The sequence below is a fragment of the Maribellus sp. YY47 genome (assembly GCF_023111095.1).
Lineage (GTDB): Bacteria > Bacteroidota > Bacteroidia > Bacteroidales > Prolixibacteraceae > Draconibacterium.
This window is the reverse complement of sequence record NZ_JALGYW010000009.1, coordinates 181,839-194,690: the sequence shown is the minus strand read 5'-3', so window position 1 is coordinate 194,690 and position 12,852 is coordinate 181,839. Positions and strand designations below refer to the sequence as shown.

The 12,852-nt window shown below is 34.8% G+C and carries 11 protein-coding genes; 1 reads left to right on the top strand and 10 read right to left on the bottom strand.

Going from position 1 to position 12,852, the window contains the following annotated elements:
• Complete coding sequence (locus MR764_RS09620; protein WP_247979201.1) at window positions 1-1,611, bottom strand: hypothetical protein; 1,611 nt, start codon at window positions 1,609-1,611, stop codon at window positions 1-3.
• A 283-nt stretch (window positions 1,612-1,894) separates the two neighbouring features.
• Here MR764_RS09620 and MR764_RS09615 point away from each other — a divergent pair, with 283 nt between their 5' ends.
• Entirely contained in the window at window positions 1,895-2,230 is a 336-nt protein-coding gene (locus MR764_RS09615; protein ID WP_247979200.1) for a transposase, read from the top strand.
• Here MR764_RS09615 and MR764_RS09610 read toward each other — a convergent pair.
• The 9 genes from MR764_RS09610 to MR764_RS09570 all read right to left on the bottom strand — a co-directional run bounded on the left by MR764_RS09610 (window position 2,219) and on the right by MR764_RS09570 (window position 12,851).
• Window positions 2,219-3,406 carry a M20 family metallopeptidase gene (locus MR764_RS09610; protein WP_247979199.1) on the bottom strand — a complete coding sequence of 396 codons (1,188 nt, stop codon included), beginning with the start codon at window positions 3,404-3,406 and terminating at the stop codon, window positions 2,219-2,221. The two genes, MR764_RS09615 and MR764_RS09610, sit on opposite strands and share 12 nt — an antisense overlap.
• A 10-nt stretch (window positions 3,407-3,416) precedes the next feature.
• The gene (locus tag MR764_RS09605) at window positions 3,417-4,469 is read right to left on the bottom strand and encodes a dihydrodipicolinate synthase family protein (RefSeq protein WP_247979198.1); all 1,053 of its coding nucleotides are present in this window, start codon (window positions 4,467-4,469) and stop codon (window positions 3,417-3,419) included.
• 13 nt (window positions 4,470-4,482) lie between these two features.
• Complete coding sequence (locus tag MR764_RS09600; protein WP_247979197.1) at window positions 4,483-5,496, bottom strand: NAD-dependent epimerase/dehydratase family protein; 1,014 nt, start codon at window positions 5,494-5,496, stop codon at window positions 4,483-4,485.
• Window positions 5,497-5,507: 11 nt separating this feature from the next.
• Entirely contained in the window at window positions 5,508-6,707 is a 1,200-nt protein-coding gene (locus tag MR764_RS09595; RefSeq protein ID WP_247979196.1) for an Nramp family divalent metal transporter, read from the bottom strand.
• Window positions 6,708-6,741: 34 nt separating this feature from the next.
• Window positions 6,742-7,746 carry a Gfo/Idh/MocA family oxidoreductase gene (locus MR764_RS09590; protein WP_247979195.1) on the bottom strand — a complete coding sequence of 335 codons (1,005 nt, stop codon included), beginning with the start codon at window positions 7,744-7,746 and terminating at the stop codon, window positions 6,742-6,744.
• Between the two features lie 402 nt (window positions 7,747-8,148).
• Window positions 8,149-8,952, bottom strand: a complete 804-nt coding sequence (locus tag MR764_RS09585; RefSeq protein ID WP_247979194.1) for a glucosamine-6-phosphate deaminase — start codon at window positions 8,950-8,952, stop codon at window positions 8,149-8,151.
• Window positions 8,933-10,120: an N-acetylglucosamine-6-phosphate deacetylase gene (nagA, locus tag MR764_RS09580; protein WP_247979193.1), complete on the bottom strand. Its 1,188-nt coding sequence runs from the start codon at window positions 10,118-10,120 to the stop codon at window positions 8,933-8,935. Before nagA ends, MR764_RS09585 begins: the two co-directional genes overlap by 20 nt.
• 18 nt (window positions 10,121-10,138) lie before the next feature.
• Complete coding sequence (locus MR764_RS09575; RefSeq protein WP_247979218.1) at window positions 10,139-11,440, bottom strand: sugar MFS transporter; 1,302 nt, start codon at window positions 11,438-11,440, stop codon at window positions 10,139-10,141.
• Between the two features lie 241 nt (window positions 11,441-11,681).
• Window positions 11,682-12,851, bottom strand: a complete 1,170-nt coding sequence (locus MR764_RS09570) for a DNA-binding transcriptional regulator (RefSeq protein WP_247979192.1) — start codon at window positions 12,849-12,851, stop codon at window positions 11,682-11,684.
• Between the last annotated feature and the right edge of the window lies 1 nt (window position 12,852).

Genomic DNA, 12,852 nt, shown 5'->3' with positions numbered 1-12,852 from the left:
TTAAAAATTCTTGCTAATATTCATCTCATCAAAGGCCGAAATTTCTAACATTATTTTTGCACAATAACCGGTGCAATTTAGCCAGTCGATGTACCCACTTTCTTTATTTTGCCTCTCATTTAATTGCCAATATGTAGGGTATCTACCTGTATCAGCATGTTGAGAAACTGTTACTGTATTTGCAAGTTCAATAGCTTTTGCTCTGTAGATGTCGTTTTTTGTTGCTTTGTAGCCTGCAGAGTAAGCGTCAATCATATTAGCAGTACTTGCAATAATAGGCTCGTAGCATGCGTACTGTTCTAGTACACATGGTGTTATCCATTCTGCTACATTGTATTGTTCTCGGGGCATTGGTTTTTCCCATATAATAAACTGGTCTTCGCAAAATCGTAAAAGATCATCTGCCAGTTTGATAAATTCTTTATCTTGATTCTTTTTCTCAAATAGATATTTTGCAAAAGCACTTGCTTCGTCTTTAGATAGGTTTTTGTATGGTTCAATAGGGGCAACATCTTCAAACTGTCCTGACCAGTTATATGTTTTCAAAGCATTGTTTAAAATCCAATTGTAAGCTTTATTTCTTACATCGGTATATTCTTTTATTTTGTATTGAGATTCTAACCGATCTAAAAATTTTATTATTTCTATTGGAATACAATCGTTGTTTACTACAGGAGAACCGTCCGACCATAATTTTAGTTTCCATGTACCAGATGCTTGTTGTAGTTTTTTATAAGTTCCGGCTATATTTAGAGCGGCTTCTTTATAGTCTATTCTATTCGTAGTATCATATAAATCTAAATATGTACAAGCCGTATGTGCCGGATAGATAGTCATAAATTGGTTCCGAAATGCTTTTGCTGTACGTTGTTTTCCAGCATAAGTAGGCGGAAAAAATTCTAAAGGCGTTCCCTTTTTTTCACTAATATTAATCAAATAATCGGCCGCGTTAATAGCAATTTTTAGAGCTTTTTCTTTATTAGGTTCTGATATTTTTGAATATTCAAGCATGGTTTCTACAACGGCTCCTATTATTTTAGAAGGATAACAGTAAAGGTTATAAGAGGCTGTGTCGGGCGTGCCATTTATTGCCCAATTTTGAATGTAATCTTGTTTAAATTCGTACTCTAATGCTCTTTCAGCACTAATTTTATAATCAGATACTTTTTCATGGTATGGCCCCTTAAATGATGCTGCTTTATAAAAACTAAAGGTATAGGGGTCTCCTATTTGTGTTCCTAGTTTATTTATTCCGCAAATATTTAGTTTTACAAAGCCAACCGGTATTTTATCCCAAATAGAAGATAATTTTTCATACGGTTTGTCTGAATTAAAGGTATATTCGGTACTATCACAGGCCATTGCAGTATATTTGTACTCAACTGCATATTTTATAGGAGAAACATCAAAAGATGGGGCGTATATAAATTGTTGCGAATATTTGTTCCAAAAAGGAACTTTATCCGGTATCCCAGGTCTTATAGGATTAAGAGATTCCTGCGCTGTTTTTTTATTTATATCAGTATAATTTATATTAAAATTATTCTTACACGAGAGCAGTGTTAAAATAAATAATGTTACCAGCAAGTTAGTTTTGTTGATTAAACGCATAATGGATAATATATTTTGAAAATTGTGACTTATTCAAAGTAACCTTTTATGAGTTGATATATTAGCTAATATTCCGCATAAGAATCCTCAAAAACCGCAGAGATACATAGGGTTTGGTGATCTTCTATTAAATCGCTTTTAAGTTGTTGACAATGAGTAGAAAATAGTTGATGAATTATATGGTTAGAGTCTCCCAAATGCAAGGGTTGTCGTGAAATCGGTCTCAAAAGCCGTGCTGTTATGATCAGTCACAATTAAAGCTGCAAAAGGAAAGAAAAGCGCCTTGGTTGCAACGATCGAAGGGGGCGGGGCAGGAAAAGTCATAAAAGTTCTGTACAAGATCCCGGAAAAGGTAAGGGACGGTGTCGAAGAAATAACCCTTGACATGGCCAATTTTATGGGAAAGATGATACGTAGCCGTTTCCAAAAGGCCAACCGGTTCATGGACCGCTTCTTAGTGCAAAAACGCTTTTATGATGCCTTGCAGGAAATAAGGATTGTACACAAGTGGAATGCAATTAACGAGGAAACCAATACCATTGAAAACTCAAAAGCAGAGGGAAAAGATATGTCCGCAAACCCTAATTATACTATTATGGTGTTTTCCTTAATCGTGTAAAAGCTTTAATGCCGTATATGCCATTAATCCCGTGCTTATTTCCAGTACATCTTCATCAATATTAAAAGTAGAAGTATGAAGCGCTGATGTGATATTCTTTTTTTTGTTTCCTACTCCCAAAAGATAAAATGCAGAAGGATATTTTTGTGAGTAATAAGCAAAATCTTCCGAAGCCATCCATAAATCGGGTTCTAAAAAATTTTTATTCCCTACATACTTTTTAATATGATTACATACATTATTACTTATTTTTTTATCGTTTATTAAGAATGGATACCCTTTGTTAATATGGATGTCACAATTTGCTCCCATGCTTTCGGCAATTGACGAGGCGATAGCTTTAATTTTTTCATGAGCCTTATTTCTCCATGTTTCGTTAAAAGTTCTTAATGTTCCCTGTAATATTACTTTTTTAGGGATGACGTTAAATGAGCCATTGGCATGAAATTTTCCAAAAGATAATACTGTGGGTATATTAGGGTTGCTATTGCGGCTTACTAACTGCTGTAATGTAATAACAATATTAGAAGCAATTACAACAGGGTCAATTGTATTGTGAGGTTCTGCTCCATGACCGCCTTTTCCGTTTACACAAATTGTTATTTCATCCATCGATGCCATGAATTTTCCTTCTCGCAGGGCTATTTTACCTGTTTCAATCGAAGGCATAACATGTTGTGCTATTACGGCTTTTATTTTTTTGTCGTTAAATATACCCGAATCTATAATTTGTTTTGCTCCCCCTGGAAGCTTTTCTTCTGCCGGTTGAAATATGCACATTATATTACCTTTAATTTCATGTTTTATGGAATTAAGTATTTTTATTGTGCCTAATAATGAAGCTGTATGGACATCGTGGCCGCAGGCATGCATGACTTCATTATTTTCGGAAGAATAATCAATGTCGTTTTCTTCTTTAATAGGTAATGCATCTATATCGGCGCGGAGCACAACTGTTTCGTCAGAAAGTTTTCCTTTTATAAATGCAACAATTCCGGTATTGGCTACAGAAATCCATTCTACCTTCATTTCTTCAAGTTTTTGTTTTATAAAAGCAGATGTGTTAGATTCTTGAAATGATAATTCAGGATGTTTGTGTAAATATCTTCTGTTTTCAATGACTTCATCCTCTATTTTTGATGCATATTGTTTTATATTTTTTATTAATGGAACCATAAAAATTGTATTACAGGCTATCTTTTTCTAAAAAATCTTTTACAAAATCATTGTCTGTTAAATGAGTATATTTTTCTAATACACGTGTAATTTCCCAGTCTTGCCCTTCTGATAATTTTTCTTTTGGGCTTAAACACCATATTCCTTTCATTAGGCCTTGTCTTTTTAACACTTCGTGGATGCCTGCAATAGATCCTTTGAATGAATGGGCAACGTCAAATATAGCTGAGTTCATATCGGTAACTTCAATGCCGGTTTTAAGAATTTCTGCAAAATTTAAATTTTCTTCTTTTATCCCTTTTTTTATTTTTATAAACAATTCTACCGATTTTCTCGTCCATACGGAATAATGTCCTAAGAGTCCGCCTACAAATCTTTTTTCACAGGGTATTCCATTGTGGGAGAGAGAGTAAGGAGTTATAAGGTCATTAATAATATTGTCATCATTTCCTGTATATAAAGCAATGTCTTTGCATCTTGACGAATGGCAAACAGCACGCACAACATCAAGTGTTTGGTAGCGATTGAAAGCGGCGACTTTTATAGCTTGCACATTTTCTATTTCGCAAAATTGCCTCCAAAAATTATAGCTAAGTACTCTTCCTCCAACTGCAGGTTGCAGATAAAATCCAAATAAGGGTATTATTTCTGCTACTTGCCGGGCTCGTTCTAATAATTCGGTTTCTGATAAATGGTTTAATCCTCCCATACTCAAGAGAGCCAAGTGGTATCCGTATTTCTGAGCTATTTTTGCTTCTTCAATTGCTATTTTTGTTTCTCCGCATACTCCAGCAACTTTAATAAAAGGTTTTTGAATATTTTGCTTATCAATTTCGTCGGCAACAATTTTTAATACCGGTTCCAGGTAATTAAATTCCGGGTCTCTAATTTCAAATTGGGTTGTATGAACACCAACAGCTAAGCCGTTTACGCCACAAGCAATATAATACCGAGTAAGCCTACGTAGTGTTGCTTCATCAATGGTTAAATCTTTGTTTAATGCTAGCGGGTGAGCAGGAATAAACGCCCCGTCATGTAATTTGCATTTTACTCTGTGTTGCATTTTGATTTGTATTTTAGAATTTTCCTTCTCTTTCTTGAAAATGTGTGGGTTTATTGTTTGTTTTGCCTCCTTCGATAACCCATTTAGCTATTAATTCGATCATTTGGTTTAACGAAACTCGCGGATACCCAAATAATTTGAAACACTCTGCTGCATTACTTAACAAGGCTTTAGGTTGCTCTATATTATTAAAAACAGGTTCTTTTTTTAGAATCTCACCGAATTTGGATGCCACCCACCGTACAGATATAGTTTCAGGGCCGGTAACGTTTAATATTTTAGTAGGTACAGAACAGTGTAAAAGGCTGCGGAGTGCTATTTCATTGGCATCGGCTTGCCAAATTACGTTAACATTGCCCATGCTTAAATCTATACTTTTTCCCAAGAAAACAGATTTAGCAATTTCAAGCAGAACACCATAAGTAACATCGTTGGCATAATTTAATCTATAAATTAATAAGGGAGTGTTATTTTTTGAAGCAAAATATTGAAATATTCGCTCTCTTCCAAGACAGGATTGCGCGTATTCTCCTATTGGAGATGGTGAAACATCTTCCGTAACTCCTCCCATTTCAATGGGTGAAAAGGGATAAATATTACCGGAAGAAAATACAACAATACGTGAGTTTTTGTATTTATTTGCTATTCTTCCCGGTAAATAAGTGTTCATTACCCAAGTGTAAGGTTCATTACCTGTAGTTCCGAATTTATGTCCTGCTAAAAAAATAACATTTTGGGTATCCGGCAGGTTCTGTACATCATTTTCATTAAGAAGGTCTGCTTTTATTGTTTGTATTCCAGCAACATTTAATTCTTTTTCTAAACTTTCTTCAGAAAATCTTGATACAGCGGTTACTTTTTTATTTATTCCGGCTAAATCGATAGCCTTTTTTGTTAATCGTGCCATATCAGGTCCCATTTTGCCTCCTGCTCCCAATAAAATAATATCGCCTTCAATTTTTAGAATGTCGTTTATTAATTCTTGGGATGGTTGTAGCATATTTTGATATGCCTGTTCTTTATTCATAAGGTTTCGGATTAATTAAGAAATAGATTTTTAAAATTAATAACAGCTAATCCAATAACAACGATAAGCCCCAAAAAACCGGAAATTCTAAAAAACATATTATTGCGATTATTTCCCATGAGTTTTTTATCGTTAGCAATTAAATACATTGCAATACCTATTATCGGAACAATAAAAATAGTAATACTTTGTGCAAGAACGATTAGTTCGAGAGGAAGGTGTCCGAACAATATTGCTATTGCTGCTCCTGTAATCATTACTATTGATATAAAAAGCCGTGTTTTGGGAGAACTGAAATCGCTACCGGCTCCCAATGCATCTCCAAACAATGTTCCTCCTATACTTGCGTTTCCTACAATTGACGAAAATGATGCAGCAAATAAACCAATTAAAAACAATACTGCGGCATAATTTCCAAAAGCAGGTTTTAAAGCCATCGACATATCTGTAGCTGTAGTAAGTTTAATTCCTTGTGGAAATAAAACAGAACCTGCAACAATCATTACAATAGCACTTAATATTCCGAGAAGAAGAATTCCTGTGAGGCTGTTATCTTTATATTCGTGGGGAAATTTGCTTATACGTTTTCTCTCTTGTACCAAGTATGTAGTATAAAATGCTCCAACAATAGAGAAACAAGAGGCTATAAAGGCAATTATCAATCCTGTTGAACCGTTTGGAACTGAAGGTATAAATCCCCCAATAACTCCAGATAAATAGGGTTTAATCATAATAATTGTAATAAGAAAAGCGAATAACATTAAGCTTATCAGAAAAATCATTAGTCTTTCTAATACCTTGTAAAACGATTTAAAGAATAATAAAGCAACGCCTATTAAATTAATAAGAATAATCCATATTTCTTTATTGGTGCGAGTAAGTTCACCAAGAGCTATTCCTGCTCCAACCGAGTTTCCTGCTTGAAAAGAAGTACAAACTAAAAAAATTCCTACTCCAACAATTATACTAATTGTTCTTCCCCATTTTTCGCTTATAGTCGATAAAAGAGATTTGTTTATAGATAATCCTATTCGGGCTGCCATTGCGGTAAAAACCGCCATAAAGAATACAGCAATAATAATTATCCATAACAAGTCAAAACCATAACCTGCTCCCAGTTTAGATGTAATGGTTATTTTACTGGGACCGAAAACCAATGCAGCTACAATGATTCCGGGGCCTAGATTACGCAAAAAGTTATTTGACTTCATAAAGATTAATTTTACAGAAACTATTCTGCCAAGGTTAATTGAGCTTTTTAATTAATTTTTTTGCATTTTTTTCCCCTTTGTAATAAGTTTTATCCATAGAAATAATTTTACCGCCTTTTCTTTTGCTCTCGTTTGATGCTTCCATGAAAGTAAATATCTCTATGGTTTCTTTTTCAGGTAAAGGAACTGTTTTTGTTTTAAAGAAATTTAATATTTGATCTAGCAAGACAGCATATCCTGCATAAGTTCCGGTTTGTTCAGCTCCGCCTGGTGTATATACTGTGCCTCCGTACAGGTTTACTCGTTGTAGTCCTCTGAAGGTTCCTATCCTTTCATTATCCCATCTCCCTACTACAACATCGGTACTATCTGTACACATTCGGCTTACTTCGGTGCATCCTGTACCCATTACGGTAAATAACATTTCTATTCCGTGTATTCCGTACCATCCAAAATCATCGTGAGAGCTTTCTCTTCTATGGGGAGAGTAGCAATCGGCACCAAGAACTTTTCCAAAATCGCCGTTCCTTATTTTTTGAACTTTAGGTACATATCTTAAAGAAGACGATGAAAAAATTGGTACATTGTATTTTTTTGCTAATTTAAATAGGGCAATTGCTTGTGCTAAAGATGCTCCAGCAGGTTTGTCAATAAACATGATTTTGCCTGATTTTAGCACCTCGTTTGCTTGTTCCAAGTGTAAATTGCCATCGTTAGTTTCAAGTAGTACGCAATCTACTTTTTTTAATAATTCTGCAATAGTGGGAACTATTTCAACACCGTATTTTTCTACTTCTTTTATATAATTAGGGATTCGTTCGTAACTGGATTTTATAGTTTTTGAGCCATAAGGGTAGGCTGCTACAACTCTGAAGTCTTTGTATTCTTCTTTTTTATCATCTCCATTTAAAAGTTTTGTAAATGCAGGCGAATGAGAAGTATCTAACCCAATAATTCCGATTTTTATTTGTGCTTGTGAAGTGGACAAAAATGCCATTCCGAAAAAAAGAATTGCACATAAAATGATTTTAATTTTCATACTATTGAGATTGTTTGTTAATAATTATATGTAATGAGCATGTGAATGGTGTTATATTGCAGATTGTAAGTATTTTACATGCTCATTTTTGTTCCCGTAGTTTTATTAGTTTAATAATATTTATTCATCTGATAATCAGAAATAACATTTCTCCATTTTAAAAGAAGGTCCCTGTAGTTCAGGGAACAATGAATTTTTGAACCTAGCTTTATTCTCAGTTATTATTATTCTCCACGTTTTTTCAGTATCTTCCAGAAAGCTATATACGTTAATGTAGTCCATTAACTGCGGTCTGATTATGGGCATCATATTTGAAAATGCCTATTGTCGCTTTATTTTTGTTCTTACCAATGCTTTTAAAAGATTCTTATCAATCTTTAATTTAAGGGAGTTTAAAAGAATTTAATCGGATACCAGTGATTTTAATAATGATGCACTATCTTCTTCAAGATAAAGAATAGCATCTTTTTTAGTTCTTAAAATAGTTGCCGGACACTTCTCCGAAATTATGCCGTTTATGGTTTCGTTAACAGCTTCTGCTTTTAATTTTGAAGGAACTATGCAAAACATATATTTAGCATGTAACAATGTAGGAATAGTTAAAGTAAAAGCGTTTTCGGGCACAAGGCTAATCGTTTCAAAACATTTATCGTTTACTTGTTGTTGACGACAAGCGTGTTCCAACTCAACAACTTTTATTATTTTGGGATCGTTGAAATCTGCAACCGGTGGATCGTTAAAAGCAATATGTCCGTTTTCTCCAATCCCAAGGCATACTATATCTACCGGATATATTTGCAACAGATTACCATAGCGCTTACATTCTTCATCAGTATCTGAAGCCAATCCGTTAATATAATGAGTGCTTTTAAAAGGAACTTTATTGAAAAGTCTATCCTTTAGAAAGTTTGCAAATCCTTGAGGGGCATCTTCATCTAAGCCGATATACTCATCCATGTGGAAAGCATTTATCTTGTGCCATGGAACAGTTTTATCGTTTTTTAGATAATGTAAAAATTCGTTTTGTGAGGGTGCTGCAGCAAAAATGATATTAATTTCTTCTTTTTTGCTTAAAATCTCGTTAATTCTATTTGCTACATCTCTTGCGGCTATTTTTCCCATCTCATCACGTGTCGGAAAAATATTTACGTTTAACATTTCTTTTTCGAAAGTAATAGGTTTTGTTCTAGTTTTTGTGAATGACATTTCCTTCTAATATTGTGTATGAAACATTAATATTTTTATCAAAAATGACGAAATCGGCATCTTTTCCTCCTTTAATAGAACCTTTGTTTTTATCAATTCTCAGGATACGTGCCGGTGTAAGTGTCATCATTTTTATGGCTTCTACCAAAGGAACTTCGGCAATGTTAACCATTGTTCGCACAAGCCGGTCGGTAGTGGCAACACTTCCTGCAAATGCCGTTCTATCAAGTAGTTTAGCAACACCATCTTCAATAATTACTTTTTGTCCTTTTTCAAGGCTGCCCAAAATAGATTCTCCATCGGGCATACCTGCTCCTCGCATAGAGTCAGTACAAAGGGCTATTTTCTCAGAGCCTTTGAATTTGTATACAAATTGTAGTAACGATTTGGGCAGATGTATTCCATCCGCAATGATTTCTACATCCATATCATCGATTAAATATGCAGACTCGACAATTCCTGCATAGCGATATGCATTTTTGCGTGTAATGGTAGACATTCCCGAATAAAGATGTGTAATGAGGGAAAATCCGGCTTTATGTGCTTCAACTACTTCTTCGTAAATAGCATCGGAGTGGGCAATAGATGCCAGAATGTTTTTAGATTTGAGCACTTTTGCAAAATCAGATGCTCCTTGAAGTTCGGGTGCTAAGCTCCACCTTACAATATCGTCGGTAGCATCCAGTATTTTATTATATTCTTCAGGTTCTGGGTTGCGTAGGTATTTGGCGTCCTGTGCTCCTCGTTGGTTATAAGAAAAATAAGGACCTTCTATATGTAATCCCACAAATTTTGCACCTTTTTTATTTCTTTTTACAGCTTCTTTGTAAATAGAAAAAGTTTTAAGCATTTCTTCAGATGTGCCGGAGAGTGTAGTGGGCAGTAAAGCTGTTGTTCCATATTTTGCATGAGTTTCGGCAGCTCCTAAATAAGCTTCTACTGTTCCGTCCATAAAATCATGACCGCCACCGCCATGAGTGTGTATATCTATAAAACCGGGTGAAACATATTTGCCATTCACATCTATATACTCTGCATTTTCATTTGGCCTTGTATCGCCAACAGGTATAATTTCTTTAATTATTTTTCCTTCGCATACAATTGTTAAGTCCTTTTCAATATGGTCTGGAAAAATAACATTACAATTTGTCAATATTAATTTCTTCATTGAACTTATTTTTCAATATTAATTTCTTTTATGCCATACGTTTATTTTATATCCTCTGCCTGCATACCAAATAATATACGCAAAACAAGGAACCAATATTAGGTAAGCACTTTTCATTGCATGAAAAGCTGTGGTTGAAGAACTCATATTAAACTCTACAAGATATCCGAAAACCAATGGGAAAACAGCACTTCCACACAAAGCCATTACTAATAGAGACGAACCAAGGTTAGTAAGTCTTCCCAGTCCGTTAATTGCCAAAGGCCAGATGCCGGCATACAATAACGCATTTGGAAGACCCATTAAAACAAGGAACCAAATGGATACATCTGTGTTCATGCCTAGTATTTTTACATTTCCAGATACAAATATTAATAAAAGGGATAATACTAAATTTAAAGTGGCGCAAATGAATAAAGCTACACGTTGATTTAAGTATTTGGGTATAAGTATAATACCAAGCAAATAACCAAAGAAAGTAAAAGTCATAGTAAAAGAAGGGAAATTTTGAGCCGGCCCTTCTAATCCTAATCCCATTGTTCCTGCATAGTCGATAATTGTTGCCAATGAAATCATTTGGGTACCAATATGGAAGAACATTGCTATAACTCCTAATATTAATGCCGGATATTGAAGTATTGATTTTTTGGGTTCTAGTCCATCTTCAGCACCTTTATTTAATTCTTTTGCATCTAATTCCGGCAATACCGAATAACGAACTATAGTACCGGAAACAAAAAGAATTATACTTAAAATTAAGTAAGGGACAATAACGCCTCGCACTAAAGTATCTAAGGCTGTATCTAAGGCTTGTCCTGAATAAAGTCCTTCTTCTATTTGTTTCATTAATACTTTATCAGACTCTCGAATAACAACAGCGGCAAATATTAGGTTTGCGATAATTCCTGCTAGTTTGTTTCCTGTTCCTACGATACTAAAACGTTTTGCTGCACTTTCGCGCGGGCCTATTATGGTAACATAAGGGTTTGCTGCCGATTGTAAAATAGCTAATCCTATTCCCAATAAAAAAAGTCCAGCGAGAAATATTTGGTACATCCGCCAATAGGCTGCCGGAACAAATAAAAATGCGCCCAGGGCCATGCACCACAGACCCAACATCATGCCTTTTTTATATCCTACTCTATTTAAAAGAACAGATGATGGTATTGCCATAACAAGATAGGCTATGTAAAATGCAAATGTGACCAAGTAAGATTGTACTCGCGATAATTCGCAAGTTATTTTAAAGTACGGGATTAAAATGGTATTTACCCATGATACTAATCCGAATATAAAAAAAAGGAACACCAAGATAACCATTGAATATGCAGTGGTACGCGTTTGGGGTTTTGTAGAAGAATTAAGTGTCATAACATGTAGTGGTTTATTAAGCTAAAGTTTATGAACATTGTTGGTAAAGGCACAAATGTATCTTGAAATAAAAATAAACCTTGCTTAAAAAACGAATTACAAGTTTCAAAAAACGTTGCTATGTGTAAATTTTGTAGGTAATACCATTGGCTAATTAAACCTACCATTTGGGGAGATAGGGAGGGATTTTTTACTGTCGTTTAGCTTCCAGTTTGCTAAATTTACGACGATACTCATTAGGAGTGTAGCCTTTTGTCTTTTTAAAGATGCGAGAAATATTTTTGCTGTCATTAAATCCCGATTCAATTGCTAAATCAAATAACGAGCGGTTTGTTGTCAGTAGTAAATCGGCAAATAACTCAACACGACATTGCAAAATAAATTGATAAATAGATGTTCCCATCTCTTCTTTAAATTTTATCTCAAGGTTTCTTCGCGATAAAGGAACAATCTGCGTTAGTCCATCAATATTTATTTCAGAAGTAAAATGCGACTCAATATGTTTTATTATTTCCGCAATATACTCATTGTCAATATTATATCTTTCGGTGGATTGGCGTAGTTCAAAACGAATAGGACGGATAACTATATCAACTGGTGTTTTTCGTTCTTTGTTAATCATTTGGTCAATAAGGCGACCTGCTTCGTATCCTCCTTTTTCCACATCGAGTTCAATAGAGGAGATCGGAGGGTCAGACAAGTTGCATATTAACTCATCATTATCAACACCAAGCAACGCAATTTCTTGAGGAATACGAATGTTTTTTATTTTACAAATTTCGGAAACCTGTAAAGCAAAGCTGTCGTCGCACGCAAATAACCCGATGGGTTTAGGTAATGACAAAAGCCATTCGTCAAGTTCAATATGACGGCTACTCCATTGCTCTCCATTTAGGCTTTCGCTTTCGAAAGAATAATAATTGCCTCCTACTTTTTCTACTTCGCGCCGAAATCCTTCTGCCCGTTCGCGAGACCAAACTACGTCTTTATTGCCATAAAAGGCAAAATTTTTATATTTCCGTTTAATGAAAAAATTTCCGGCCATTTCTCCGGTTCCAATATAATCTCCGGTTAGATTAGAAAAATATATACTCTTATTTTTATAATTTTGAAGGATAACAGGAATATTCAATTCTGTTAATAGATTTGTGCCGTCTTGATCCCACCTGGCAAGTATGGCATCAGCCTGCCAGTCTTTTGCCCATTCAACGATACCTTTTGTGCCATATAAATCTTGATAATAGCTTGGCAGTCGGTAAAAAATCCAAGGGCCAAAGTCTTTGGAGTAACGAATTAACCCACGTAGCAAACAACGGCTAAATTCGCTGGAATGATCAACAAGGAGTAATATCTTTTTCATC

What these genes read in the sequence shown, in the direction of transcription:
- MR764_RS09620 (WP_247979201.1), bottom strand. Translation starts at nt 1,611, where the DNA reads ATGCGTTTAATCAACAAAACTAACTTGCTGGTAACATTATTTATTTTA.
- MR764_RS09610 (WP_247979199.1), bottom strand. Translation starts at nt 3,406, where the DNA reads ATGGTTCCATTAATAAAAAATATAAAACAATATGCATCAAAAATAGAG.
- MR764_RS09605 (WP_247979198.1), bottom strand. Translation starts at nt 4,469, where the DNA reads ATGCAACACAGAGTAAAATGCAAATTACATGACGGGGCGTTTATTCCT.
- MR764_RS09600 (WP_247979197.1), bottom strand. Translation starts at nt 5,496, where the DNA reads ATGAATAAAGAACAGGCATATCAAAATATGCTACAACCATCCCAAGAA.
- MR764_RS09595 (WP_247979196.1), bottom strand. Translation starts at nt 6,707, where the DNA reads ATGAAGTCAAATAACTTTTTGCGTAATCTAGGCCCCGGAATCATTGTA.
- MR764_RS09590 (WP_247979195.1), bottom strand. Translation starts at nt 7,746, where the DNA reads ATGAAAATTAAAATCATTTTATGTGCAATTCTTTTTTTCGGAATGGCA.
- MR764_RS09585 (WP_247979194.1), bottom strand. Translation starts at nt 8,952, where the DNA reads ATGTCATTCACAAAAACTAGAACAAAACCTATTACTTTCGAAAAAGAA.
- nagA (WP_247979193.1), bottom strand. Translation starts at nt 10,120, where the DNA reads ATGAAGAAATTAATATTGACAAATTGTAATGTTATTTTTCCAGACCAT.
- MR764_RS09575 (WP_247979218.1), bottom strand. Translation starts at nt 11,440, where the DNA reads ATGGTTATCTTGGTGTTCCTTTTTTTTATATTCGGATTAGTATCATGG.
- MR764_RS09570 (WP_247979192.1), bottom strand. Translation starts at nt 12,851, where the DNA reads ATGAAAAAGATATTACTCCTTGTTGATCATTCCAGCGAATTTAGCCGT.